Source organism: Paenibacillus sp. SER-28, assembly GCF_052906305.1.
This window is the reverse complement of sequence record NZ_JBRECM010000001.1, coordinates 270,296-295,052: the sequence shown is the minus strand read 5'-3', so window position 1 is coordinate 295,052 and position 24,757 is coordinate 270,296. Positions and strand designations below refer to the sequence as shown.

The following is a 24,757-nucleotide window of genomic DNA, read 5'->3' as shown; positions in this document are numbered from 1 at the left end:
CTAAACGCTTATTCTAAAAAATAAAAATGCAAAAACGGATCGAATAAGTGAGGGGGTCACTCATTCGATCCGCTATGTCATAAAATCGGGTGATAAGGGGGCCATTCTACAGATTATCAACCGATTTTAAGGGAAGGCCGACTATTTTTTCACCGTTTGATTGTATTGCGCAATTTTGCCTGTAATTTCTTGTGCAGCTTGATCCAATGCCTGTTTTGGCTTTTGCTGGCCACTCAGAACGGCCTCGATTGCACCTTCGACGATTTGGCGCGCTTCTGGGAATACGCCCATCACTGCGCCCTGTGTAGCGGTGGATTGTGCCGATGCGTGCAATTGGTCAACCGCCGTCTGGAATTGCGGATATTTTACCATATTGTCTTTGAGTACCTTCTCGTCATAGGCTGCTTTCGTGATCGGGAAGTACCCGGTATTTACACTCCATTGTGCCTGTACAGCTGGGGAAGCGACGAATTTAATGAACTCCCACGCTGCCTTCTGTTGGGCTTCAGGTTTGTTGTTCATAATGTACAAACTCGCGCCGCCTACAACCACGCCGCCTTCTTTAGCTTCATTGGCTCTTGGCAGGAATCCGGTGCCTACTTCAAATTTATCGCCAACCTGCTCCACAATATTACGCAGCGAAGCGGTGGAATCCAGCGTCATCGCAATTTGTCCTGCGGAAAAAGCCTTTGCCGTATCGTCTGAGTTACGTCCCAGATTGGATACAACCTTTTCATCGATCATTTTCTTCCACCACGTCAGCGTTTTTACACCGGCATCCGAATTCAGCATGGATTCCGTTGCCGCTTGGTCACGACCATTGCCATTATTCACATAATCCGCGTTCTGATTGGCAAACAGTTGCTCCATAAACCAGCCGTAGATGGCAATGGAAGCACCGGATTTACCATCCTTGCTCAAGGCTTTTGCAGCCTTTTCGAACTCATCATACGTTTTCGGAGGATTAGCTGGGTCAAGTCCTGCGGCTTTGAATGCATCCTTGTTATAGTATAGTATCGGGTTTGACGTATTGAACGGCATAGCGTTCAATTTACCATCAATCGTGTAGTAACGTGTAATATTTGGCTCTAACTGCGACAGATCGAACTTGTCTGCATCAATAAATTGTTGTACAGGTGTGATCATTTTGGAGTCGATCATGAATTTACTACCGATTTCGTATACTTGAATGATGTCCGGTCCGCTGTTGGAACCAAGCGACGCCTTCAGCTTGTTCAAGCTATCATCATATTTGCCTTGATATACTGGCTCTACCTGAATGTCCTTATGACTGGCGTTAAAATCAGCAGCGATCTGCTTGATTGCTTTTTCACCGTTACCGGACATCGAATGCCACCAAGTCAGCTTCACTGGAGAAGTCGCTGCTGCCCCATCACTACCATTACTCGGCTTCTCTGCAGCAGTATTATTGCTACAACCTGCTGCAACCACCATGGCAGTCAGAATAAGCAGGGTCAATGTACTTTTCAGACGAAAAAATCTCATAATCTCTCTTCTCTCCCTTTGATTAAATGATCTTGAATTGGCATTCTCTTGCGATATTCTTGTGTGTTGAAGCTCTGTATATGGGCTGCTTGCGCAGGTGTTGCTTTTCATTTGAAATATGTGATCAGCCTTTAAGCGCACCCGCTGCCATTCCACGTACCAACTGCTTTAGTCCAAAGATCAGCAGGAGCAGAGACGGTAAAATGACAAGTGCCGTACCCGCAAACACCAGATTCCATGAAGTCGATTCCTGAAATTCGAGCATGGATATTCCGATCTGTACCGTACGCATATTCTCACTATTGGTGATCAGTAAAGGCCAGAGATACGAATTGTACATATTCAGGAACGAATACACAGCCAGTGTTCCGAGCGCAGGGCGCGATAACGGAAGCACATGGAACACAAAGTAACGGATATGTCCGCACCCATCCATACGAGCCGCCTCAAACAGTTCCTTGGGAAGCTGGAGAAAAAATTGCCTTAACAGGAATGTTCCGAATGCCGTCGCCAGAAAAGGAACCGTCAACCCTTGATACGTATCAAGCCAGTTCCAGCTTCGTACCGTCAGGTAGTTTGGAATAATGGTCACTTCCCAAGGGATCATCATCGTCGCTACAAACATGCTGAAAATGAAGTTTTTCCCCTTGAATTCCATTTTGGCAAAGGCGTAGGCCGCCAAGCTCGCTGTAATCAACTGCCCAATCATCGTCAGACCCGAAATGAGAAATGTATTTCCAATAAAGGCTGCAATCGGAACAATTTCAAACACTTCAGTGAAATTCTCCATATGAAAGGAATGCGGAAGAAAGCTTGGTGGATAAGCGCTTGCTTCCTCCGGCGACATGACTGCCATAAAAAACGTATATATAACCGGATATAAAATGAGAGCAGCTGCAATCGTAAGCAGTACATACAGCAATGTTGAATTCAGGTGTCGTTTCATTGGTAATGCACCTTTCTTTCCACCCATTTGAACTGAATCATCGTGAGCAGCAGAATGACGGCAAACAAGACAATGGCCTGCGCGCTCCCCGTTCCAAACCGGAAATTAACGAAAGCTTCCTGATAGATGGAATACACGAATACATTCGTACTGTTCACCGGACCGCCTTTGGTCAAAATGTTAATTTGAGCAAAAGACTGGAAGGCTCCAATGATGGAAACTACTGTTACAAAAAAGATCGTCGGTGATAACAGTGGCAGGGAGATACGCCAGAACGTAACGAGCGGGCCAGCTCCATCCATTTTGGCACTTTCATACATGTCATCTGGAATCCCTTGAAGTCCGCTCGATAAGATAATGTAATTGAAGCCAAGATTCATCCAGATGGTCATCATGGCTACTGAGAACAGCGCCCAATCCGGGCTGGTCAGCCACGGAACCGGATTAATATGTAGCAGGGAAAGCACATAGTTGAACATCCCCAGTGTCGGATGAAAAAGAAATTTCCAAATGACCGCAGATGAACCGACCGACAACACCATCGGCAGCGAAAAGGCAAACTGGAAGATACGCATTCCCCGCAATTTACTGTGTGTAAGTGCAGCCAGTACCAGCGCCAATAAAATACCTACTGGTACTGTTAACAGTGCAAACAGGAGTGTGACCTTAATTCCTTGTAGAAACAGTCCCGAGCTGAAAAGTGTAGTAAAATTATCTAACCCCACATAAGCTGCAACGTTTCCTGCGGGATCTGTAGAATGCAAGCTGAGATATACGGACTTGATCATCGGGTAAAACATAAATACAGCAAACAAAATAAGCGATGGAGCCAAAAAGGTATACGCCAGCGCGTTTTCGCGCAATCTTTGAATTTTTAGCGAACCCGTGCGTATGCGGGCTTTAGACGAAGTCTGTTGCTGACTCCTCGTCCCCAGTCCCATAGATTTGTTAAGCTCACCCAAAACGGAGCGCCCCTTTCTTTTCAAACCAACCTCAGTAAGTGTATCGTTTTGATGTAAAGGGAACGTCAAGTGGACTGGAGTAAAATGTTAATGTTTTTTCATTTTGTAAAAGCAACTCTCTATAGGTATAAGCACAAGGACATAGATTCCTACATATAATGCATCATTACAGGGTATGGAGGTTAGAGGCGAATGCCATACAACACCGTCAGTCCGCAAACGTTATATCAAGCTAGACCGGAATTACAGGCGGAACTCAAAAATATCCGCGATCATTTGCATTATCAATTAAGCCCCTACATGAATCACACGGTTAGGGTGCAAACGATGGATCATCAAGTATATGAAGGAACGATTATTCACATCGATGCGGATCATTTGTATTTAAGAGTCCCTCAGCAATATCACTCACCCTTCTCAGGCACCACCCCTGATCGCTCCTATGCCTACAACAATGTCATTCTGCCGTTGGTGTTATATAATTTATTGGTTATAACTCTGTTGAGCTGACGCTCGATCCACATCTCTCTAATTAAAAGACAAAAAAACCTCCAAATTCTGTAAGGAGCCTTCTTGGCACATTACGAAGTTGGAGGTTTTAGTTATTTGTTTTTCATAATCATTAGTTCTCACAAGAGATACCTGCTTCTTGCTCTAGTACAGCTATAAACCTTTCTATACAATCTCCACTCGGCAGGTGGGTGAATACCTCGTTCACACCCTGATTGATCAGCGTGATGTTCCCCCTAGAATCCGACAAACCCTTATCCAGCTTAGCCAGTGAAATATGGTGATAATTGATGAACTTGACCCAAGGAGTACCCATAGTGCAGGAATAAAAGATGATTCGTTGGGATGTCACTGCCAGCATTCCATGATGCGATATCTTCTGGGAGCTCTGTTGCAAATCATACGTACACCCCATACATGATCGGATGTGTTCGCCCGCTTCTAACGTCAGACTAATAGCTTGCAACTCTTTTTCATTTGTTTGCATCCCGTCTCATCTCCTGTTCGAAGTTCAGGAACGAGTCGCAGCTCCTTGACCTCAGACCAGCTTTTGCGGCTTGTCCCGTCGACCTCTTCATTTTTCGTCAGATTAACACTCTCACGAACTGGACAATGACCTACCTCAACTGCACATTGAAACCAAGGATGGATATGTACAACTTAACATGGGTACAGGATGTTATCAACAAGCAAGCTATCACTCTTTTTCAGCATAACTTTGTAATCTACGCATTGCTGAAGAAGCAATTAGATCTAATTTTAAGTGATTGGAATTGATGAATTTCAGAAACGAGGAATGGTATACGCTTCTTCTTGGCAAGCTAATGTGAGAATACGTTAGAACGGAGAAGAAGCCTTATGAAATACAACCGTTTGCTGTGCGCTGGAATCGCTGTTTCTTTACTGTGTATCAGCTCTTGTCCCACTCCATCTACCAATGCACAAGCCCCATCATCCGCCTCCCCCACTCCTACAAAGGGAAGGGCCTATTACGAGGAACGGGGCGACATTGTGTGGGAAGTTCCTACCCATCGTAAGCTTATCGCTCTCACATTCGATGACGGACCGGACGAAAGCAATACGCCTGCCATTTTGGATTTGCTTAAAGAGTACAATGCTAAAGCGACCTTTTTTGTCGTCGGCAGCCGTGTAGAAAAGCTTCCTGATATTGTGAAACGAGAACGAGCAGAAGGGCATGAAGTAGGCAATCATACCTTTTATCATTCATCTTTTCAGTATATTTCCCGTAACAAAGCTCTATCAGAATTGGATCAAGGCCAAGCGAGCATCGTTCAAGCAACTGGTGCGGGAACCCATCTTTTTAGGCCCCCCGGCGGCTCCTATACCGATTCGTTAGTCAAGCTCTCCAAAGAGAAGGGACTGAAAATTATTTTATGGTCCTGGCATCAGGACACCCTGGATTGGCGAAAACCAGGTGTACACCGTATCGCTAATAGGGTGCTTCGCAACGCCCGTAATGGCGACATTGTCCTGATGCACGATTATGTACATCAAAGTACACAAACCGTCGAAGCCCTGAAAATCATTTTACCGGAGCTCAAGAAGAAAGGGTTTACCTTCGTCACGGTATCCGAATTACTCTCTAATCGGGAAAAACCGGATGGGCTCATTGAAGTGAATAAGTAAAAGAGAGCAATAAAACTCCGTCAATTATTTGTTGACGGAGTTTTATACATAAGGATTTAAGCGAAAACCTAATAAGGAACTGATAATTCTCCGAGCGATAATGTGTTGTTAACGAATGGCTCAGAGAATGTACGGTAAGGCTGGCTTGAACTTTAAAGAAGCCTATTACATCCTATTGCTATTTTCATTTGCTAGCTGTACCTTTCAGTCCAACGTTTTGGAGGCTAGCCATTGCATCATCGTTATTTTCTTTCCGTTAATCACCTTCGATACTTCGTTGTTATAAACGTAAATCCAAGACCAGTGGCCATTGTATTCATACGGTGTTTGGTCGCTCTTTTTGTACAAACCAGAGGTATCTACTACGCTATCAAATAAAGACATATGAACATCCTTTGCTCCAGCATTCACTAAACGGTTGTAGGTCGGAACCGTATAATCGTTCGGCGGTACTACGGTGTCGGTTTTGGCAGCCACAAACCAGATCGGAAGGTCCTTCATTTCGTTAATCTGTTCATCGGTTATAAGGCTATCCTTCAAGGCTTCACATGCAACCACAGCGGCTGCAAAATAGTCTTTATAATCACGGATCATCAGCATAGTCATGTAACCGCCGTTGGAGTCTCCGCCAATGTAGATTCGATCTGTATCAATGTCTTTGTTCTTGGCCACGTACTCCTTAATTAAGGACATCAATGCTTGCTCGTATTTGGAGGTGCCGTCTCCGAAGCCTGTAAAACCATCCATCCAGTAGGTTGGAGTCTGAGGTGCCAGCACATAAGCCCCTTCAAAATAGGATTGAATATCTTTAGATGCAAAATTCGCTGCATTATTTCCGGAAATCGGAATCGTCGGATCTGTACCTCCCTCACCCATACCATGCAGCCAGATCACCAAGGGGTTTTTCACTTTGTCTTTTGACGGTGCATAGTCCGTATAGGTTAAAGTAATCCCGTCAAAAGTAGCTTTGCCGGTTGCAAATTGATCAACTAGCTTCCGTATCTGACCTGCGGAAGTATCAATTTCCAAGCCGGAAATCGTTCCTGATGTGGTTTTAATAGCTTTTTGCTGCGTGATTGTGTATTTGTTATCATTCCATGCGTTAAACCCGGAACCTGCCGCATCATAATGAATAGCTGAGCTTAGTGTTAAGGCTGGGCCGACTTCCATTTCTAATACAACGTAGCTTCCGGTTTTATTTACAGGGTTGCCACTTTTGTCCGATACATAGGCCTTGGTGACTTTCCGGTTGCCACTCTCAATAAAGGGATTTACCAGCCTATTGTCGCTTCTTCCCACGTGCACCTTAAATGTATCCTTTGTTATCGCATCTTTAGGTACTGGCTTACCCAGGTTAACAATGATCTTCGTAATGGCTGCTCCCCAATCCTTAACCTCCGCAACCGTCCGGTACGAGGTGGGCTGTATCTTTACATCCTTGGCCCATGCAGCGGAATTGAAAGCAAGGGTCGTACCGATAGCTAAAGTGAATAACATAGTTGTTTTAGCAGCCTTTTGAAACCGTTTAAACATGATGTCTTACCTCCCAGGTCCATTAATAAAACGCTTACATTATTTATTTTAATGATTTTTTTATTTGTATCCTGTCTTTTATTAGCCTAATTCAGGTCAATTACTGACTCCTTGCTCCAAAACACCTCTTGTTCTCTTTTCGATATTGATGCGGTGTTGCCTGATAAACCTTTTTAAATACCCTGGCAAAAGACTTCTCGTTCGGAAATCCATGCTCCAGCGCAATTTGTATGATGGAATGATCCGTATTCATGAGAACTCGAAAAGATCTCTCCAGACGGATGGCATTGATATATTGAAATAAGGTCATCCCTACATGCTTCACAAAAAAACGGGACAAATATTCGGGAGACAACCCAAAAACCTGAGCTATCGAATCCAAGGATAAACTTTGATCGTAATTCTTTTTGATATAATCGGTTATCAACGTCAGCCGCTCCAAATATTTATCGGAGTTAAAGCCACGGATAGATTCATGATCCATTTTAAAATGCATTAATAACAGATACACCAGTTTATAAGATAATGACGTTAAATGGATATGCGCTAAAGGGTCATTATGCCGGTTGAGATAAGCCACAAATAAGGTGTTTAACAAATCACGCAGCTCCGCAAAATGCAGTAATCTCTGCTCGTTAGTTTCAAAAATGGATATGCAGTCAAATGAAATCGGGTCACTGCCGTTAACATTTTCTCGAATAAATCCAGAAGGAATCAGAACGGTTATAGCCTCTCTTCCTTGTCCCTTAGCCACAGAGAAGGAATGAATAGCATTCGAATTAATGAGCACAATATCTCCTTCTTTGGAGCTATAATTTGTGCCATCTATATAGATATTATCGATTCTTCCTGAACGCACATAGGATATTTCGGTGCTATCGTGCCAATGCCTAGGTATGTACGCTGGTTCATTGGAGGAATGAATTATAATTTTTAACGGAAAATGATTGTCTGTCTGGACCAGCTCATATTTGTATTCCAAGTTTGTCGCTCCTCTCAGATGTGAACTCATAATATAGAAGAAAATGGCTTCAGCAAAGTGCCGAAACCACTTGTATTTAACCTTCCTTTCTCTATAAACAAAAAAACCTAAGTATAACAAAATACATAAGATCCTTAGATCTTAACATTTTGTTCCTTAGGTTTTGCCTGCGTAACAGTAACAATCCTAGTGCTATTCATTTAATTAAGCTAAGTATATAGCGGGTTGAAAATCATGTCAACGCTTTCATTCAAGGCGTAATAAACGAAAAGGTCTTATAGATCATGCGTAAATCTATATATAACACTACAATTTGGATCATTAAAAAAGGCTGATTATGAGAGTGTCCATAATCAGCCTTTTGTTTTACACTATGTGGTCAAACAGGGCGCTAATCATAGAAGCCCTTGATGCATAAGGTTTTTTGCCCCCCACATAATTCATTCTAATCAACAACTTCCTTACAATTGTATAATGGGGTATACAAAGTAAATGATATTTCTGAGAATTTGATTTTCTAAAATATCTCACCTTCTCTTGGCCGCATAGGTATGCTCTATCCCGCTCTCAACTCTCCAGAATGACGATATCTCGTAAAGTGTAGACTTATCCCGCCCCATAATATAGTTATTTTGCTCTAAAGCAAGCAACTAACTTTTATGCTTTCTGTACACCTCCGCGTCTTTATCTCCAGATCTAACATATTACGGCAACCTGCTGAAAAGTTGTAGACTGAACGGCGATGTTAAGCTGACGTGACAGGTTAACCTAACAAGCAGACTGCCAATTACGCTTGAAAATACCCAAACGTGCTGCCGGATTGACATTCAGAACTGGCCTTGTGAATCTGGTGGAGTTAAAGGGAGTGCTAGTTGTGTCTCATCTATTATTTTGAACAAGCATTGTATTGAAGAGCCAGCGAAAATTCCATCTGAAATACTGAGCTAGATGCCAATCTTCATAGCCATTTAATACACCTTCATTTAACCAGTAAGACTCTGGTTTTCCGCTCGTCGCAGCTTCAGACACATAAGCGATCATTTTTTCTAAAAAGCGAATGACATCTAGGATTCTATCTGGAGTGGACACATCTCCATGCCCGGGAATGACAGTATCTACCTTCAGATCTCTTTGAATGCGTCTAAGGATGCGTATCCAAGCGTAGGGATTACCGTATGGCATGACCGGAATCGTCTTGTTGGTTATTAAATCACCAGCAATCAAGGTTCGTTCTTCAGGCACGTAAATAACGGCATCGCTTAAAGAATGGCCGCCTCCGTAGGATAAAACTTCGACAGTGCGTTTTGCTCCTTTTATAACTAGTTTATCGTCAAAAGTTATCGTGGGTATCACCCTACGAAGGGAAGGGATAGCATCATACAGGGCTCTCTGCACGGAAAGATCATAGCCGATTTCGGTTAACATGTGCGGATTTTTTTCTTGTGAACGTACTTGATGTAGGCTATTTATTAACTTCTGAATGTTTTGTTGCATTAGATCAATATTCACTTTACCCATTTTAGATAGCAAATCTCTTGTCCAAACGGTAGATATAAAATCACTTTCCATGAATTCCTGATTGCCGTTGACATGATCTCCATGGAAATGAGTATTGATCACATATTTAATTGGTTTATTCGTTAATTGTTCTGCGGTTTGACGTAACAAAGCACCAGAATGCGGTAGGTTGGTTGTGTCCACAACAACGGTCAAATCCCCAATGTCAATAATTGCTGCATTCCCCAGCGAACCACTACCAGGTACCGAAATAGCACCCCAGATACCTTCCGCTGCTTGTTGAATCGTGAAATATTTGTTGTTCATTGTTTATGCCTCCATCAAATTTATGTTTCATGTATATCAATTAGCAACTTTAGCTTACAAGTTAGAGTCAACTAGAAATCAAGCACAAATTTTTGAAATGAAGTTAGAGGTGCAAATATCGACTTCGAGTTGACTTAAAGATGTATAATAGTTTTAAATTTTGGTTTAGAAAAAAGGAGTGACATAAAAAAACAATGCTTACTATAAGTCAAGTATCAGAAAGAACGGGGCTAACTCCTTATACGATTCGCTATTATGAAAAAATTGGAGTACTACAGGAACCAAATCGAAGAAATGGAAGGACACGCATTTATACCGAAAGTGAGGTTTCATATATACAATGTTTAATTAGATTAAAAAAATTGGGATTGTCGCTTGAGGAGATTACGGAATTTACTCGTGACGGATGTGTACTGGATAAAATTCAAAAAGGAGAAGAAGTTGCTAATTTTACTCCTGCCTTACACATACGGATAGAAATTCTTGAAAAGCATCTGGTGGAACTGGAATCCAAGCGGCAGGAACTTGAGTGCATGATTTCCCTTGCCAACGAGAAGATAGCCCTGTACCAAAAACTTACGAAAGACGATATAGTAATGTAGAAGACCTGGTTCACCACCAGCATATACGATGGCAACAGAATTGATTGAACTAACGAGAAACGTTAGTTCAATGAAATAGCGGTAGTCTAGGGCTTTATTTTCCCGTCCTAGGCTACCATTGTTTCTTTTGTTGTAGTTATCAACGAACATTAAAAAGTAGACTCATACCAGTTACCCAGTTGAGCCCTTTACATCTACTCTAAATTCAAACTGATTCCTCATGAAAAAGGTTCCGTTAATCTTAACCGACTCCGGTGTAATATTCTCCACTGCTCCACTGTAATCCACAATATCTATCAAACCCTCGTTCAACGGCTGAACCATATATACTCTTGCCTGGCTTAATGCAGCAGCAAATAGTTCTAAATCCGATTTTAACACTTTATATGTATGGTTCATGCTGATCACCTCAGAAATAGATATTCGGGTAAATCGTGTGGTAATTCCTACACTGAAGAAAGCTCTGCCGACCATAAGGTTAGCAGAGCTTTTTAATGACGATTAAGAACCTCCAACCTGTACAAGAATCTGGATACCAGATACGTTTATAAAAACCAAAAAGCTACTCACAACAATTAACAGTCCCATTTTTCTCAACATTACCTATGCACACCTTTTCAATTAGATTGGAGAACTCTGTTTTGATTTCAGGAGTCGCATAGACTTGGAAACGCATAAACAGGCCAATACAATTTATAAAGTAAGTCTCATTATTAATTATATGTGACTTTACCATTGCAAATAACAATTGTTTAAAACCATCACTGTACCTTTCTCTGTTTAAATAATAGTAGGCCATTTCGTAACCAAACCATGCAATGTAGTCGGGTACTACTTGTTGGCTGTACATATCAGTAGATGTCGGGAGTTGAGTAACGGCATCAATGTCTTTTTTAAACCTTGAAAGTACATCATCAACATCCAAATTATATTGATTAGCAGCTATCATAACGTTTAACAGCTTTGAAAGTTTCTCACCTTCCATGGTATCTGCTGTTTCGGCTATGTATTCAACATAATCTGAGAGCACGCTGACATCTCCAGACAGGAGCTTATTTACATAAATATTGCGTCGTGTCCAATCTTGATACATTTCTACCCAATAGAGGGTATCATCATCAGTCTCTCTGACCCAATCCAAGTCCGCATAGGCGTATGTATATTGTAGAGCTTGTTGGTAATCGCCTCGGGCATCACAGACACTCGCACATAGTAAGTCGGCATACGTGATGTACACAAACATCGGACGACTTAGTTTCTTAGCAGCCTCATTGCGTTCTTGGTTCTTCTGTTGATGTTTCCAATTGTATTGGATTTCAGCCTTAGCTCTCATCACCCCGCTATTTCATCAACCTTGTCCCATTTACGCAAAGACCTGTACACATTAGCCAAATCCTTTAACGCATCAAGTTGTTCTAAATCATCTAGGCGCTCGACATAAGGCTCAAATAGTATAGCTGCCTTGTGATTGCGGCTTTGATCGTCTCCAACTTGAATCGTAAATATACGATATTGACAGACTGCCAATCGTTCTGAATGTTGATATTTCTCCGCTTCAGCTACCCCCTCATAGAGCAGCAATGCAGCCGCATGTCGTTCCTGCGACAACAATTCTTCTGCAATGTCAAATAGTTTGGGCGAATAAAGTAGATTGTCCATGATGGCTCCCACCACTCGACGGATCGCATCCAGCTTGTCCAACTCCGCACAGCGATATAAAAATGGCTCGATTCGCCTCATATTCGGAGGATGGTCGATGATGTAGTTTTCTATGAATAAGTCATAAAAGTGACCTTCCGGTAAACCCATAGCCTCAGTAATTCGATCCAGTTGGTTAACAGACAAAGGCTTGTTTCCTGTCACGATAGCACTTACTGCTCCCCTATTCATATCCGCAATATGACCAAATTGTGTTAAACTCAATCCTTCTTGTTGTAGGAATCTGTCTAATTCTGCTCTAATCGTAGGTGTATGCTTCATGTCATATCCACCTTCCACACAGAAATTCCAAAACTTTTTATTATTGCATTCTATTTTTGTCCATAATTAACCATCTATCAATAAGTTTTGAAATATTTGTCATGCAATATTCAAATGAAATATGTATTTTCGAATATTAATGATTTTTTACCATTTTGTTAATAATAATGTACATTTTATTCCTTTTTCTGTGGTATGATTGGTCAGTAGTACAAATTATACCATTCGAGAGGACGGTTTTTGATGAAGTTTAAAAACACAGCAATTATCCTTACAAGTGCTTTGGCTCTAATGGCAGTAGCTCCTGTAGCTGCTTCTGCCGCACCAGTTACAGGGATTACATTCTCGAAGGATCATGGAGGTATAGTTATCCAAAGAACTGGCCAAGAGGTACATGAGGTTCTTGGTGGGACAAGTCCAACGATGGACTTAACCGTTGAGAAAGGTTATGGACATGTAAGGATTAGAGTTCAGAATACAGGAACATCAAATCTCACTTGGAGCTTGCAGGGTAACGGGAAAGAATACATCTTTAAAACTGTTGGCAAACGAGACTCATTAACGTGGACTAGCGTTAATTCATTCCCTAATGGAATGCCTTCAGGGAAATATGTAATTCAATTCAGAGCGGACGGTAACAACGTTGAAGGCGAAGCTTGGGGTACTACTGGTCAGTACACAGGAGACATTAACTAACCGTTACTACAAGCAGGGGAGCGCCTTGGAGATAAATCCAAGGCGCTTTAAGTATTCAATGTTGCCATACTCAGTGTCTAACAAAATACTGCCGACCAATTAAAGGTTAGCGGGGATTTACTATTTAACGATAAATTCAACTTTTGTTCCGTCTGTTCATCCAACTTGTGACCTACCCACGATCCAGCTCCACGGTTATCCTTTGGACTTATGTATTTAATGTCTGCACCCTCTCCACCTTCGGAGAACATAGCCCATAAAGTTGAGTCTTGTGCTCTTCGAAAATTTAAATACATTATCATACTTATATTTGAATATATAGACATTAATGTTTAGACATCCCTTTTTCGTTTTTGTATGATTACTGAGCAAATAAACAAAAAGGGGATTTATACATGAAAAGAAAGCTCAATTTAATTTTATGCTTCACTTTACTTATTACTATTTTCCTCCCATTATCATCAGTGAGCGCGTACACTGGTGGGTATGCCAACGGAAAGAATGTTGTTGCAATGATATCTGACAGTTATTTTATAGGTAGACCGCATGCAAGCAAAAAAAACACAACGCTTATTACAGATAACAATGAAGAAACAAGCTATTTACTTCCTAAAGGTAATATGATTATGATTGATTTAGGTACAAATAGAACAATTGATTCATATAAGCTTAAAAGTGATTCTAAAAATTTAAGGATCATCTTTTACGACCAAGACACCGGTTGGTTAGACGCTTTAGAAACCAACGTAGGTAATGGAGAACTGACAAAGCTTCCAAAGGAAAAAAAAGTAGATCGTGTTAGATTCATCACTCTTTATTCACTTAGTGCTGAAGATTTAAATATAAGCGAACTTGACTTTTTCTACAGTAAAGATGCAGTACCGACACCGGAACCTTCTCCAACACCAGATCCTAAACCGACACCGGAACCAACACCAACACCGACGCCGACTCCAACACCAAGTCCTGAGCCTAATCCTTCTGAACCTACGGAGCCAACTGAACCATCCGAACCATCACAACCTACTGGTGACCGTGCTATTCTGACTGTAACAATGGACAATGGATTTGATAAAGAATTCGATCTAAGTAAAAAAGAACTCAGTGCATTCATTGCTTGGTATGACGCTAAAGATGCTGGTAGAGGCCCTTCATTCTTTGCCATCGATAAACACAATAACAACAAAGGTCCATTCAACAACCGTAAAGACTATGTAATATTCAATAAAATCCTTACGTTTGAAGTAAGCGAGTATTCAACTAAATAAACAATAAAGAGGACTCCATACTGGTTACATACCAGTGGAGTCCTTTTTCACATCTACTCTAAATTCAAACTGATTACGAAAGAAATAAGATCCGTTAATCCTAATTGACTCTGGTGTAATCTTCTCCACTGCGCCACCGTAGTCTACTATATCTATCAAATCCTCACCCAGCGACTGTACCACATTACTCTTACCTGGTTTAATGCAGCAGCAAATAGTTCGATATCCGACTTTAACACTTTATATGTATGGTTAATGCAGATCACCTCATGTTGTAATACGCTCGACTTTTTCTGAAGTACCTTGGGTTATTACTTTAACCTCATCTCCAACGATTAAAATGCCATATTCATTTTCCTGTACTCTGACTTCTTTCCGATCCGATCCTTCAAATTGGCATGTTATAAAATATTTTTTCGTTGAAGAATTTTCCACCCAGTCTACTCTTTTATCAATTACTTTTGCGATTCGTTCAATTTAGCGCTTCCTGGGGGCGTTGGCGGCGTAGTAACCTTTGGATCTCTATCCCAGTCCTCCAGGATTACAATGTGTCGCGTGTCCGTTTTGTTTTCCCACAAGATAAGATATAGTTATCCTGCTCCAAGGCTAGCAAACCCGCCTTTATGTCCTCTGTACGCCTCCCTGTCTTAATCTCCAGATCTAACATATCACGGCGGCCTGCTGAAAAGTTGTAGACTGAACGGCGACGTTAAGCTAACGGGCAGGATAGTTCCAACATTCTTGTATTTACAAATTCAATAGGTATTTGGTAAAATTACACAAATGCAATGACGAGAAGAGTAAATAAGGTTTACTTTAACAGAGAACTCTGGTAGCTGAAAAGGAGTAAAGGAGATCTTATTGAATCAAGTCTCTGAGCATCACATCGAAACTTGAACTAGTTCGGGGGATGGTGTGACAGGAGCTCCTGTTACAGAGCTAGAGTATAAGTATGTGTTGGCATGCCGTACTCGATGAGGCTAATCTGAAGACAGATTAGCGAACTGGGGTGGTACCACGACGAGATCTCGTCCCCAAGACTTCGTTCTTGGAGGTGGGATTTTTTATCTTTTTGGAGAAGTAGAAAGCCAATTAGCATTAATAATCATGGGGGGCCTTTCAAGCAAAATGAAGGTTATTATGGAAAGGAGATATGAATCCAATGATGAAAGCTTATTTGAAATATTTCTTATACATCCTTAATCACAAATTGAATGTTCTCATTGAATGTTGGAAGGAAGGCTTGTATATTCAGGGGATTGTTCATGATTGGTCGAAATTTTCACCGGCTGAGTTCTTTCCTTACGCAAAAAAATTTTACTCTGGAAAACCTTTGAATTTAGAAGATGAGTTGAATTGGAAATACGCATGGCTTCGTCACCAACGTAAAAACAAGCATCATTGGGAATATTGGGTTGTTAATTCCGACACCAAAGAGGTATTACCCATGCCGAGGAAGTATGTCGTCGAGATGGTATGTGATTGGCGCTCCTTTTCAAGGAAATGGGGGAGAAAGGTAAAAGAATCTACCCTAAACCTTACAGATAGCATAGTTGTTCATCCTGCAACGAAAAGAGAACTTGAGCTTCTAACATCCCTCAAGGGAAAGATAAACCATTGAGCTAACGGGACACGTTAGTTCAATGAAACAGCGACAGTCTAGGACTTTATTTTCCCCGTCCTCGCCTACCGTTGTTTCTTTTGTGGCCTTATACCAGTTCCACCTAGAAATATCCGTCTGTAAGCAGTTCTTCAACTAAAAATCCCCGCCGACCAATTAAGGTTAGCGGGGATTGCTGTACTAACGTTTAGGAACCTCCAACTTGCACAAGGATCTGGATACCAGGTACAGTCATGAAAACTAAAAGCTACTCGCAACAATTAACAGTCCTACACCTTTTCATTAGATTGGAGAACTCTGTTTTGATTTCAGGAGTCGCATAGACTTGGAAACGCATAAACAGGCCAATACAATTTATAAAGTAAGTCTCATTATTTATTATATGTGACTTTACCGTTGTAAATAACAATTGTTTAAAACAAACACTGTACCTTTCTCTGTTTAAATAATAGTAGGCCATTTCGTAACCAAACCATGCAATGTAGTCGGGTACTACTTGTTGGCTGTACATATCAGTAGATGTCGGGAGTTGAGTAACGGCATCAATGTCTTTTTTAAACCTTGAAAGTACATCAACAACATCCAAATTATATTGATTAGCAGCTATCATAACGTTTAACAGCATTGAAAGTTTCTCACCTTCCATGGTATCTGCTGTTTCGGCTATGTATTCAACATATGAAAAAGGATGCTAATGAGAAAATAAGAATTCACTTTGCAGATATATTGAACTTCAATTTCACGAAAGATCATCTCCCTTTGCAAGAAATGTGATTTTTTCGTGATTTAACGAAGAAAGGCTCCCTTTCGGGAGCCTTTTAAATAGCGGTATTACAGGGTTTTGATACCCTTTGTTACATCATTCCACCCATGCCGCCCATTCCGCCCATGTCAGGCATTGCAGCCTTTTCTGGTTCTGGCTTGTCAGCGATAACCGCTTCGGTAGTCAGGAACATTGCTGCTACGGAAGCAGCGTTTTGCAATGCATAACGAGTTACTTTCGCAGGGTCCACGATACCAGCTTCGATCATGTTTACCCAGTCGCCAGTAGCTGCGTTAAAGCCTACGCCAACTTCTTCGCGTTTTAGACGCTCAACGATTACAGAGCCTTCTTCACCTGCGTTAGCAGCAATGGTGCGGATTGGAGCTTCTAGAGCGCGCAGCACGATGTTCACGCCTGTTTGCTCGTCGCCTTGCAGTTCAACAGCTGCAACTGCTTTGTATACGTTCAGGAGCGCTACACCACCACCGGATACGATACCTTCTTCAACCGCAGCACGGGTTGCGTTCAGGGCATCTTCGATGCGCAGTTTGCGTTCTTTCAATTCTGTTTCAGTTGCCGCACCAACTTTGATGACTGCTACGCCGCCGGACAATTTAGCCAGACGCTCTTGCAGTTTCTCTTTGTCGAACTCGGAAGTGGTTTCTTCCAGTTGCGTACGGATTTGGCTAACACGAGCGTCGATGTCGGCTTTGTTTCCAGCACCGTCAACCACAATCGTATTTTCTTTAGTGATACGCACTTGACGTGCTGTACCCAGTTGGTCTACGGAAGCTGTTTTCAGGTCCAGACCCAGTTCTTCTGTAATCACTTGACCGCCTGTCAGGGCAGCGATATCTTGCAGCATTGCTTTACGACGGTCACCAAAGCCTGGAGCTTTAACAGCTACAGCGTTGAATGTACCACGCAGTTTGTTAACAACGAGCATAGCCAGTGCTTCGCCTTCGATGTCTTCAGCGATCAGAACGAGTGGCTTGCCTTGTTGTACGATTTTTTCAAGCAATGGCAGGATTTCTTGAGTGTTTGTGATTTTTTTGTCTGTGATCAGGATATACGGATTGTCCAGTACAGCTTCCATTTTGTCCGTATCTGTTATCATGTACGGGGAAATGTAGCCACGGTCAAATTGCATACCTTCAACCACTTCCAGCTCTGTTGCAAAACCGCGGGATTCTTCAACAGTGATTACACCGTCTTTGCCCACTTTTTCCATAGCTTCAGCGATCAGTTCGCCTACTTCGTCATCAGCAGCGGAAATACCGGCTACTTGAGCAATGGATTGTTTGCTTTCGATTGGTTTGGAGATGGCTTGCAGTTCAGCAACAGCCGCTTTAACTGCTTTGTCGATCCCTTTACGGATACCGATTGGGCTTGCGCCAGCAGTTACGTTTTTCAGGCCTTCTGTGATGAGGGCTTGAGCCAAAACAGTAGCAGTAGTCGTACCATCACCAGCTACATCGTTCGTTTTGGTTGCTACTTCTTTAACCAGTTGAGCACCCATGTTTTCGAACGCGTCTTCCAGCTCGATTTCTTTTGCAATCGTTACACCGTCATTGGTGATGAGCGGGCTACCGAATTTTTTCTCCAGTACAACGTTACGGCCTTTCGGTCCGAGTGTTACTTTAACAGCGTTAGCCAATGCATCAACCCCGCGCAGCATAGAGCGACGAGCGTCTTCACTGAATTTAATATCTTTAGCCATTTGTGATAAACCTCCCTATGGATTATGAATAATTTGTTTCAATTCCTATATTCAGGTCTTGTCCGGGTTCCGGTTAACCGATGATCGCGTGGATATCGCTTTCTTTCATAATCAAATATTCTTTACCTTCATATTTGATTTCCGTTCCAGCGTATTTAGAGAAAATGACACGGTCGCCTTCTTTTACTTCCAGAGGAATACGGGCACCGTCTTTCAATGCGCCTGCGCCAACCGCGATAATTTTGCCTTCTTGCGGCTTTTCCTTGGCAGAGTCAGGAAGTACGATCCCGAAGGAAGTCGTTGTCTCTTGCTCAATTGCTTCCACCAATACGCGTTCACCCAAAGGTTTGATCATGAAAAAATAGCCTCCTTATTAAGTGTTTTATCCTGTAATTTGGTTGTTATGTTGTATGTATTAGCACTCGACAGTCGTCAGTGCTAACAACCAACTTTATGATACTCAACTTGGGATTGAATTTCAAGTCCCTAATGTATTTTTTATGGGAATTTTTATGGACAGTCCTTCCCGATTATATCCATCTATCTGAAAAATAACCGTTAACTCAAAGCTAATGGTTATTTTTAAGGCAGCTAAGCTGCTGCTGTTATGCTCTATAAATAGTCATGATATACAAATGCCATTCATCATCTGCAAGACATGTAGCGCGGACCCGAATAAATTGTTTACTGAGCCATTCAGGTCCTGCCTTATTATTCTGAAGCTACACGCAATTGGGCCTCACGTTCCTCCTGTGCACGCAGCTGCCTGCGGTACACGACCGAAGACAAATACACGCTCACTTCATACAGCACCAGCAACGGAATCGCCACCAAAAAATCGGAAATAAAGTCCGGCGGGGTAATGACAACCGCAACGAACACAAGCAGAAAATACGAAATCTTCCGCCACTTGCGAAGCCGCATTGGTGTTAAAACATGAATTCCCGTCAGAAACATGATAAGCAGGGGGAGCTCAAACAGCAGCGCTACAGGTAGTACAATATTAAACATAAAGGTGAAATATTGTGCGATCCCGTACGTTTCCTGTAATCCCATACTTTTGGTGACCGACGATGTAAACTGAATTGCCATCGGGAAAATAATGAAATAAGCAAAAGCTGTCCCAATGATGAACAAAAGCAGCACATAAGGCACATACCGCAAAGTCGCACTTCGTTCTTGCGGTCTTAAGCCCGGGCTGACAAACTTCCACAGTTGATAGCAAGCAAACGGTAGCGCCACCGCAATCCCGATGATCATGGCGATCTTCATGTAGATACCGATCCCGTCCCAAAAGGAAAACGCGTTTAACTGAAAAGCTTGCGCCGAACCGGAGCGAATAAGCCAGTCATAGACAGAACCCGCCGCGAACAGACCACCAGCCAGTGCCAATACAAATACAATTAGCACATAGATAATTCTGCGGCGAAGCTCTCCCAGATGTTCCATTAGCGGCATTTCATGCTCTGATGGGGTCAAGTCCACTCCTCCTTTCTGAACGGAACGCAGCAGCGCCTCCTAAAAAATAAAGCCCTTCACTGAAGAAGAGGCTTTTGTTTATTGTACAAGCATCAAGAATCGATCACTAAATCTATGACAAGCGTTTATCCTCAGGCTGAGGTTGAACTTCTGAAGACGTCGTCTGTGATGCTTTGACCACACTATCTTTGCTGTCTTTACGCTCAGTCCGTTCATCTTCTGATAAAATATCGCGTGCCCCGTTTTTAAACTCACGGAATGTACGCCCTACAGCTCGACCCAACTCAGGCAGCTTGTTCGGACCAAATAGCAGCAGCGCCAGAATAATTAACAAAATATAACCCGGTGCTCCAATATTGGGCATGTGTAGTAATCCTCCTTATGTTGACGGACAAAATAAGAATTTTTGTCCGTATACGGCCTTATAAATTCTTATAGGTATCATACCACACACGATGTGCTGCCTTCTACCGGAACTGGCCTGTCACCATAAGCAGCGCTTCTGGAAGTTGGTCCATTATCGCTGCCAAATTTTCATGCACACCTTTGGGCGTTCCTGGTAAATTGACGATCAGTGTACGTCCGCGTATTCCTACGATTCCACGGAATAGCATAGCCGCTGGATTTTTCTGCATCACGATCATTCTCATGGCTTCCGCCATGCCTGGCACTTCCCGTTCCACAACCCGCCTAGTCGCCTCCGGTGTCACATCACGGATCGCCAGCTCGGTTCCACCCGTAGTTAGTACCAGGTCTGCATGAAAATAATCGGTCATTTCGATTAAAGCTGCAATAATTTCATCCGGTTCATCGGGAACGATCCGGTATTCCACAATCTCTCCGCCCAGTTCTTCTTCGATGAGTTCCCGGATGACCTGTGCGCTTGTATCCTCACGCTCTCCCCTTGCCCCTTTATCACTGGCTGTTAGGATCGCCGTTTTCCACACCATAAGATCACCCTTCTCCTATCATGAAAGAATACTTTCTCTTCTGAAAATCAGAAACAGCCACGCTGCATCCTCCATCACATCACAGTACCCTCTCGGCGACAATGTTGTCTATGTCAAGGTTCCCGGTGGTCCTCCCTTTGAAAATCTCCATGCTTGCCACCTGTTTTGGATTGCAGCATGGTAGGGCCGATGATCATATCTTTTTGCAGCGCCTTGCACATATCATACACGGTTAACGCTGCGGCTGAAGCCGCTGTCAAAGCTTCCATTTCTACACCTGTCTTACCTTCGGTCTTCACTTCAACTTCAATATGAAGCACATCATGTCCATTATCGGAAAAAGTAATGTTCACGCCTGTCAGGGCCAGTGGATGACACATCGGTATCCAGTCTGACGTTTTTTTCGCGCCTTGAATCCCTGCGACCTGGGCCACAGCAAGAACATCACCCTTGCCGATTCTTCCTTCTTTTACAGCCGTCAATGTAGCCGGATTCATCGTAATCTGAGTCACGGCAACTGCTGTACGAATCGTAGACGTTTTACCCGAAATATCTACCATCCGAGCCCGTCCCTGTTCGTTAAAATGAGTAAAGGAATCCACGACTCCCTCACAACTCCTTTCACATACCCAACTTTACTTCATTCATCATTTGTCAATAATCACAATCTAAGCGTCCATCCAGAGTAAACAGCACGTCCACTCGCAAATCCCTTGGCTCCATGGGCACCTGTGTCAGCAATTGTCCCGGCAACAGCAGCGAGACATAAAGCGGACCTGCATGGCTGTTGTTACGCTTCTCTGCCTCTACCTGTACGGTAAAGCGGTCATAATAGCCTCCGCCGTAGCCGATCCTGCCCCCACGACGATCAAAGGCCAAGCCGGGCACAACAACCCAGTCAATTCCCGTCCACATTTCAGGCGACCACTCCTTGCATGTCAAAGCAGGCTCAGGGATGTTCCAGATGCCGGGTACAATATCTCCGTACTGATCCATCTCCCTCAGCTCCATAGTCCGAGTTACCGGGTCCACTCTTGGGGCCAGGACACGATCTCCCTGTGACCAGCAATGCTCAATGAGGGGAGTCGTCGAAATCTCGCTGCCAAAAGAGAGATAACTAAATAAGGTTAGCTTATCTCCGTTTCTGTCTATTCTAAGCTGCTCCCATGCCTCGATTGCATGCCGACAGGCCACAGCCGATGCCTTCTGCCTTGTCAGCGGGTCCATGGAGTCACGCGCTTCCCGTTGCTGCAAACGCAGCGCGTTCTTCACATTACAGACATCCATCACATCCGCCCTCCCGCACAATCGTCGATAATCTTTAAAACGTTACTATTGTCCCATTTGTCAGTAAGTGCTGTACGTTGCAAGTTTTTTTCATTCTTTTTCACTTCTCGTTTAAGTTTATCATTGTTTATACAAATTGACTACACGCGGCTCAAGGGTTTACAGGGTGAAATCAGTGCAATAGTGGGTAATTTCATGTAAACTGGAAGGAAGGTACCTGTGAAGAAAGCAGGTAGAACTGTGCAAAATGTAATGGAGGAACGATACGCTATGCTATTGCAAGTAACCGGAATTACTAAATCTTATGGAATTGAGCCCGTTCTGGACGGGATTAACCTTCAAATATTGGAACGTGAACGTATTGGACTCGTAGGTGTGAACGGTGCAGGCAAATCGACCCTGCTCAAAATCATTGCTGGTGAAATATCCTATGACAGTGGACAAATTTTCAAGGCGAAGGAGACCAGCATCGGTTATCTGGCGCAAAACAGCGGCTTGAATTCTGACCGTTCTATCTGGGGGGAAATGATGCTGGTGTTCACTCCCCTGATTGAAGCGGAACGGGAACTGCGGCAAATGGAACAGGACATCGCTGACCTGGCCAATGCTCAAAACGAAAAACGCTACGCAGATCTGCTGGAACGCTATGCACGTCGTTCAGACTGGTTCAAGGATCACGGTGGTTATGAAATGGAGACCCGTATTCGCAGCGTGCTGCACGGTATGGGCTTTGGTTCATTTGCACCTGAGACGCCCGTAGCTACTCTGAGCGGAGGACAGAAAACTCGGCTTGCGCTAGCGCGCATCCTACTGCTCGCACCAGATGTCCTTATGCTCGATGAGCCAACCAACTATCTGGATATTCAAACACTGACCTGGTTGGAGGATTATTTGCGCGGCTACTCCGGTTCTCTGCTGGTTGTATCACATGACCGTTATTTCCTGGACCGACTGGTAACGACGATTATTGAAATTGAACGCCATCGTTCTACTCGATATACAGGCAACTACAGCCGCTACATGGAGCTGAAGGCTGCCGAGTACGAAACGAATCTGAAGCATTACGAAAAGCAGCAAGGAGAAATTGCCCGTTTAGAAGCATTCGTACAACGTAATATCGTGCGGGCTTCCACAACCAAACGCGCTCAAAGTCGGCGCAAGCAGCTAGATAAAATGGAGCGTATGGATCGGCCCATGGGAGACTTGAAAAAGGCTCATTTTTCCTTTGAAACAGCCCATATGTCAGGTAAGGAAGTACTGGAGGTACGTGACCTCTCTGTGGGGTATGAAGGTAAAAAGCCTTTATTCCAGCATGCATCGTTCGACTTAAAACGTGGAGATACCGTGGCACTGATTGGTCCGAACGGGATCGGAAAATCGACGTTGCTCAAATGTCTGACCGGATCACTTAAACCTGCTGCTGGCTCCATCCACTGGGGTACGAAAATCAAAATCGGCCTGTATGACCAGGAGCAGACGAACCTGAACCCCGCCAATACCGTACTGGAGGAGTTGTGGAGCGAGTACCCTCATATGGAAGAAGCACGTATTCGTACAGTGCTGGGTAATTTCCTGTTTAGCGGTGACGATGTACTTAAAAAGGTAGCTGCATTAAGCGGAGGGGAAAAAGCCCGTGTATCTCTGGCCAAGCTCATGCTGCGCGAAGCCAACGTGTTAATTCTAGATGAGCCTACCAACCATCTGGATCTGTTTAGCAAGGAAGTGCTGGAAGCGGCTTTGATGGACTATGACGGTACGCTGTTGTTCATTTCCCATGACCGTTATTTCCTGAACAAAATGGCGGAACGTGTCATCGAGCTTCATCCTGGGGGGATAGAACATTTCCTGGGGAATTATGATGACTATGTAGCCAAAAAGCAGGAGTTAGAGGAAATTGCGCAGGAAGCTCTGGAGGCAAATCAGGCCACACGCGGCAAAACATCGGCTACCTCTGCATCCGTGACAGACGAGACCACATCCAAATCACGCGCCGCCACCTATGCGGCAGACAAACAAGCCAAAAGCGAGGAACGTAGCCGTCAACGCAAGCTGGAGGCATTGGAAAACCAGATCAAAACGCTGGAAGAACAAATTTTAGGGCTGGAGGAACAAATGACCCTGCCTGAGATTTATCAGGATTACACAGCGCTTCAGAATATTCAGGCACAACTCGACACCCATAAACAGGAATTGACTGAAACCTATACCTCTTGGGAAGAGCTGTTAGAAGAATAAAAACTACTGCATAAAATCTTAGCCTTAAAAATTTCACATTTTCCTCTTCTATATTTTTGTACACAAGATTATCCACAGCTTATGTGTATGAATGAGATTAAAAAATGGCCTTTTGGGCCATTTTTTTATTGATAAAAAGCCATTTTCAAATGAAAACCAAATTTATCCACCTTTTTATCCACATTATCCACAGATTTCACAAGAACTAAAGGTGTTACATATCCCCCAACTTGCTATCTCCAAAAA

At 43.1% G+C, this 24,757-nt stretch carries 23 protein-coding genes, 4 pseudogenes and 1 other annotated feature; of the genes and pseudogenes, 7 read left to right on the top strand and 20 right to left on the bottom strand.

From position 1 onward, the window contains the following. Positions 1-141 precede the first annotated feature (141 nt). The 3 genes from ACUYLD_RS01345 to ACUYLD_RS01335 all read right to left on the bottom strand — a co-directional run bounded on the left by ACUYLD_RS01345 (position 142) and on the right by ACUYLD_RS01335 (position 3,414). Positions 142-1,506, bottom strand: a complete 1,365-nt coding sequence (locus ACUYLD_RS01345) for an ABC transporter substrate-binding protein (RefSeq protein WP_446674278.1) — start codon at positions 1,504-1,506, stop codon at positions 142-144. A gap of 124 nt (positions 1,507-1,630) precedes the next feature. Next, positions 1,631-2,452 carry a carbohydrate ABC transporter permease gene (locus tag ACUYLD_RS01340; protein WP_235307713.1) on the bottom strand — a complete coding sequence of 274 codons (822 nt, stop codon included), beginning with the start codon at positions 2,450-2,452 and terminating at the stop codon, positions 1,631-1,633. Next, the gene (locus tag ACUYLD_RS01335) at positions 2,449-3,414 is read right to left on the bottom strand and encodes a carbohydrate ABC transporter permease (protein ID WP_043882098.1); all 966 of its coding nucleotides are present in this window, start codon (positions 3,412-3,414) and stop codon (positions 2,449-2,451) included. Before ACUYLD_RS01335 ends, ACUYLD_RS01340 begins: the two co-directional genes overlap by 4 nt. Positions 3,415-3,606: 192 nt before the next feature. Between ACUYLD_RS01335 and ACUYLD_RS01330 the strand changes: the two genes are divergently transcribed. Beyond that, positions 3,607-3,924 carry a hypothetical protein gene (locus tag ACUYLD_RS01330; protein ID WP_322173992.1) on the top strand — a complete coding sequence of 106 codons (318 nt, stop codon included), beginning with the start codon at positions 3,607-3,609 and terminating at the stop codon, positions 3,922-3,924. Positions 3,925-4,036: 112 nt separating this feature from the next. Here ACUYLD_RS01330 and ACUYLD_RS01325 read toward each other — a convergent pair whose 3' ends face one another. Further along, on the bottom strand, positions 4,037-4,411 hold the full coding sequence (locus ACUYLD_RS01325) for a PH domain-containing protein (RefSeq protein ID WP_322173994.1): 375 nt from the start codon (positions 4,409-4,411) through the stop codon (positions 4,037-4,039). 371 nt (positions 4,412-4,782) lie between these two features. Between ACUYLD_RS01325 and ACUYLD_RS01320 the strand changes: the two genes are divergently transcribed. Continuing rightward, entirely contained in the window at positions 4,783-5,571 is a 789-nt protein-coding gene (locus ACUYLD_RS01320; protein WP_348621839.1) for a polysaccharide deacetylase family protein, read from the top strand. 204 nt (positions 5,572-5,775) lie between these two features. Here ACUYLD_RS01320 and ACUYLD_RS01315 read toward each other — a convergent pair whose 3' ends face one another. From ACUYLD_RS01315 to ACUYLD_RS01305, 3 genes are all read right to left on the bottom strand, one after another. Continuing rightward, complete coding sequence (locus tag ACUYLD_RS01315) at positions 5,776-7,104, bottom strand: prolyl oligopeptidase family serine peptidase (RefSeq protein ID WP_446674277.1); 1,329 nt, start codon at positions 7,102-7,104, stop codon at positions 5,776-5,778. A gap of 100 nt (positions 7,105-7,204) precedes the next feature. Next, positions 7,205-8,086: an AraC family transcriptional regulator gene (locus ACUYLD_RS01310; RefSeq protein WP_446674276.1), complete on the bottom strand. Its 882-nt coding sequence runs from the start codon at positions 8,084-8,086 to the stop codon at positions 7,205-7,207. Between the two features lie 879 nt (positions 8,087-8,965). Continuing rightward, positions 8,966-9,910, bottom strand: a complete 945-nt coding sequence (locus ACUYLD_RS01305; protein WP_446674275.1) for an MBL fold metallo-hydrolase — start codon at positions 9,908-9,910, stop codon at positions 8,966-8,968. A 194-nt stretch (positions 9,911-10,104) separates the two neighbouring features. Here ACUYLD_RS01305 and ACUYLD_RS01300 point away from each other — a divergent pair, with 194 nt between their 5' ends. Then, positions 10,105-10,512 carry a MerR family transcriptional regulator gene (locus ACUYLD_RS01300; protein WP_023987566.1) on the top strand — a complete coding sequence of 136 codons (408 nt, stop codon included), beginning with the start codon at positions 10,105-10,107 and terminating at the stop codon, positions 10,510-10,512. Positions 10,513-10,683: 171 nt separating this feature from the next. Here ACUYLD_RS01300 and ACUYLD_RS01295 read toward each other — a convergent pair whose 3' ends face one another. Further along, positions 10,684-10,911 carry a hypothetical protein gene (locus ACUYLD_RS01295; protein ID WP_254329302.1) on the bottom strand — a complete coding sequence of 76 codons (228 nt, stop codon included), beginning with the start codon at positions 10,909-10,911 and terminating at the stop codon, positions 10,684-10,686. Between the two features lie 163 nt (positions 10,912-11,074). Beyond that, positions 11,075-12,492: pseudogene (locus ACUYLD_RS01290) on the bottom strand (transcriptional regulator). Positions 12,493-12,735: 243 nt separating this feature from the next. Between ACUYLD_RS01290 and ACUYLD_RS01285 the strand changes: the two are divergent. After that, the gene (locus tag ACUYLD_RS01285; RefSeq protein ID WP_322174025.1) at positions 12,736-13,188 is read left to right on the top strand and encodes a hypothetical protein; all 453 of its coding nucleotides are present in this window, start codon (positions 12,736-12,738) and stop codon (positions 13,186-13,188) included. 120 nt (positions 13,189-13,308) lie between these two features. Here ACUYLD_RS01285 and ACUYLD_RS01280 read toward each other — a convergent pair. Then, positions 13,309-13,445, bottom strand: a pseudogene (locus tag ACUYLD_RS01280) (NucA/NucB deoxyribonuclease domain-containing protein); the annotation flags it as partial. Between the two features lie 138 nt (positions 13,446-13,583). On the opposite strand from ACUYLD_RS01280, the gene ACUYLD_RS01275 reads away from it, so the two are divergent. Further along, complete coding sequence (locus ACUYLD_RS01275) at positions 13,584-14,456, top strand: hypothetical protein (RefSeq protein ID WP_348621833.1); 873 nt, start codon at positions 13,584-13,586, stop codon at positions 14,454-14,456. A gap of 24 nt (positions 14,457-14,480) precedes the next feature. Here ACUYLD_RS01275 and ACUYLD_RS01270 read toward each other — a convergent pair. Together ACUYLD_RS01270 and ACUYLD_RS01265 are read right to left on the bottom strand one after the other, a co-directional pair. Beyond that, a pseudogene (locus ACUYLD_RS01270) lies at positions 14,481-14,713 on the bottom strand (hypothetical protein). A 10-nt stretch (positions 14,714-14,723) separates the two neighbouring features. Continuing rightward, on the bottom strand, positions 14,724-14,912 hold the full coding sequence (locus ACUYLD_RS01265; RefSeq protein WP_446674567.1) for a hypothetical protein: 189 nt from the start codon (positions 14,910-14,912) through the stop codon (positions 14,724-14,726). Between the two features lie 323 nt (positions 14,913-15,235). Beyond that, positions 15,236-15,495 (top strand) — a binding site (T-box leader). Between the two features lie 123 nt (positions 15,496-15,618). Between ACUYLD_RS01265 and ACUYLD_RS01260 the strand changes: the two genes are divergently transcribed. Beyond that, positions 15,619-16,077 (top strand): DUF5662 family protein, encoded by a 459-nt coding sequence (locus tag ACUYLD_RS01260; protein ID WP_446674274.1) that lies wholly within the window; start codon positions 15,619-15,621, stop codon positions 16,075-16,077. A 247-nt stretch (positions 16,078-16,324) separates the two neighbouring features. On the opposite strand, the pseudogene ACUYLD_RS01255 reads toward ACUYLD_RS01260, so the two are convergent. From ACUYLD_RS01255 to ACUYLD_RS01220, 8 genes and pseudogenes are all read right to left on the bottom strand, one after another. Continuing rightward, positions 16,325-16,756, bottom strand: a pseudogene (locus tag ACUYLD_RS01255) (transcriptional regulator); the annotation flags it as partial. 175 nt (positions 16,757-16,931) lie between these two features. Next, positions 16,932-18,560 carry a chaperonin GroEL gene (gene groL / locus ACUYLD_RS01250; RefSeq protein ID WP_013369880.1) on the bottom strand — a complete coding sequence of 543 codons (1,629 nt, stop codon included), beginning with the start codon at positions 18,558-18,560 and terminating at the stop codon, positions 16,932-16,934. 73 nt (positions 18,561-18,633) lie between these two features. After that, positions 18,634-18,915 carry a co-chaperone GroES gene (gene groES, locus ACUYLD_RS01245; protein ID WP_007429271.1) on the bottom strand — a complete coding sequence of 94 codons (282 nt, stop codon included), beginning with the start codon at positions 18,913-18,915 and terminating at the stop codon, positions 18,634-18,636. A gap of 356 nt (positions 18,916-19,271) precedes the next feature. Beyond that, positions 19,272-20,039, bottom strand: a complete 768-nt coding sequence (gene tatC / locus ACUYLD_RS01240) for a twin-arginine translocase subunit TatC (protein WP_103048885.1) — start codon at positions 20,037-20,039, stop codon at positions 19,272-19,274. Positions 20,040-20,151: 112 nt separating this feature from the next. After that, positions 20,152-20,403 (bottom strand): twin-arginine translocase TatA/TatE family subunit, encoded by a 252-nt coding sequence (locus tag ACUYLD_RS01235; RefSeq protein ID WP_013309213.1) that lies wholly within the window; start codon positions 20,401-20,403, stop codon positions 20,152-20,154. Between the two features lie 103 nt (positions 20,404-20,506). Further along, complete coding sequence (locus ACUYLD_RS01230) at positions 20,507-20,989, bottom strand: MogA/MoaB family molybdenum cofactor biosynthesis protein (protein WP_013309212.1); 483 nt, start codon at positions 20,987-20,989, stop codon at positions 20,507-20,509. Positions 20,990-21,102: 113 nt separating this feature from the next. Then, positions 21,103-21,591: a cyclic pyranopterin monophosphate synthase MoaC gene (gene moaC, locus ACUYLD_RS01225; protein WP_013309211.1), complete on the bottom strand. Its 489-nt coding sequence runs from the start codon at positions 21,589-21,591 to the stop codon at positions 21,103-21,105. Positions 21,592-21,643: 52 nt separating this feature from the next. Continuing rightward, entirely contained in the window at positions 21,644-22,276 is a 633-nt protein-coding gene (locus ACUYLD_RS01220; RefSeq protein WP_446674566.1) for a 5-formyltetrahydrofolate cyclo-ligase, read from the bottom strand. Positions 22,277-22,546: 270 nt separating this feature from the next. Here ACUYLD_RS01220 and ACUYLD_RS01215 point away from each other — a divergent pair, with 270 nt between their 5' ends. After that, positions 22,547-24,511, top strand: coding sequence for an ABC-F family ATP-binding cassette domain-containing protein (locus ACUYLD_RS01215; RefSeq protein ID WP_039270134.1), 1,965 nt, complete (start codon positions 22,547-22,549; stop codon positions 24,509-24,511). The last annotated feature ends 246 nt before the right edge of the window (positions 24,512-24,757 follow it).

Excerpts from the sequence above, each read along its gene's own strand:
- ACUYLD_RS01345 (WP_446674278.1), bottom strand. The coding sequence starts at position 1,506 with ATGAGATTTTTTCGTCTGAAAAGTACATTGACCCTGCTTATTCTGACT.
- ACUYLD_RS01340 (WP_235307713.1), bottom strand. The coding sequence starts at position 2,452 with ATGAAACGACACCTGAATTCAACATTGCTGTATGTACTGCTTACGATT.
- ACUYLD_RS01330 (WP_322173992.1), top strand. The coding sequence starts at position 3,607 with ATGCCATACAACACCGTCAGTCCGCAAACGTTATATCAAGCTAGACCG.
- ACUYLD_RS01325 (WP_322173994.1), bottom strand. The coding sequence starts at position 4,411 with ATGCAAACAAATGAAAAAGAGTTGCAAGCTATTAGTCTGACGTTAGAA.
- ACUYLD_RS01320 (WP_348621839.1), top strand. The coding sequence starts at position 4,783 with ATGAAATACAACCGTTTGCTGTGCGCTGGAATCGCTGTTTCTTTACTG.
- ACUYLD_RS01315 (WP_446674277.1), bottom strand. The coding sequence starts at position 7,104 with ATGTTTAAACGGTTTCAAAAGGCTGCTAAAACAACTATGTTATTCACT.
- ACUYLD_RS01305 (WP_446674275.1), bottom strand. The coding sequence starts at position 9,910 with ATGAACAACAAATATTTCACGATTCAACAAGCAGCGGAAGGTATCTGG.
- ACUYLD_RS01300 (WP_023987566.1), top strand. The coding sequence starts at position 10,105 with ATGCTTACTATAAGTCAAGTATCAGAAAGAACGGGGCTAACTCCTTAT.
- ACUYLD_RS01295 (WP_254329302.1), bottom strand. The coding sequence starts at position 10,911 with ATGAACCATACATATAAAGTGTTAAAATCGGATTTAGAACTATTTGCT.
- ACUYLD_RS01285 (WP_322174025.1), top strand. The coding sequence starts at position 12,736 with ATGAAGTTTAAAAACACAGCAATTATCCTTACAAGTGCTTTGGCTCTA.
- ACUYLD_RS01275 (WP_348621833.1), top strand. The coding sequence starts at position 13,584 with ATGAAAAGAAAGCTCAATTTAATTTTATGCTTCACTTTACTTATTACT.
- ACUYLD_RS01260 (WP_446674274.1), top strand. The coding sequence starts at position 15,619 with ATGATGAAAGCTTATTTGAAATATTTCTTATACATCCTTAATCACAAA.
- groL (WP_013369880.1), bottom strand. The coding sequence starts at position 18,560 with ATGGCTAAAGATATTAAATTCAGTGAAGACGCTCGTCGCTCTATGCTG.
- groES (WP_007429271.1), bottom strand. The coding sequence starts at position 18,915 with ATGATCAAACCTTTGGGTGAACGCGTATTGGTGGAAGCAATTGAGCAA.
- ACUYLD_RS01235 (WP_013309213.1), bottom strand. The coding sequence starts at position 20,403 with ATGCCCAATATTGGAGCACCGGGTTATATTTTGTTAATTATTCTGGCG.
- ACUYLD_RS01230 (WP_013309212.1), bottom strand. The coding sequence starts at position 20,989 with ATGGTGTGGAAAACGGCGATCCTAACAGCCAGTGATAAAGGGGCAAGG.
- ACUYLD_RS01220 (WP_446674566.1), bottom strand. The coding sequence starts at position 22,276 with ATGGATGTCTGTAATGTGAAGAACGCGCTGCGTTTGCAGCAACGGGAA.
- ACUYLD_RS01215 (WP_039270134.1), top strand. The coding sequence starts at position 22,547 with ATGCTATTGCAAGTAACCGGAATTACTAAATCTTATGGAATTGAGCCC.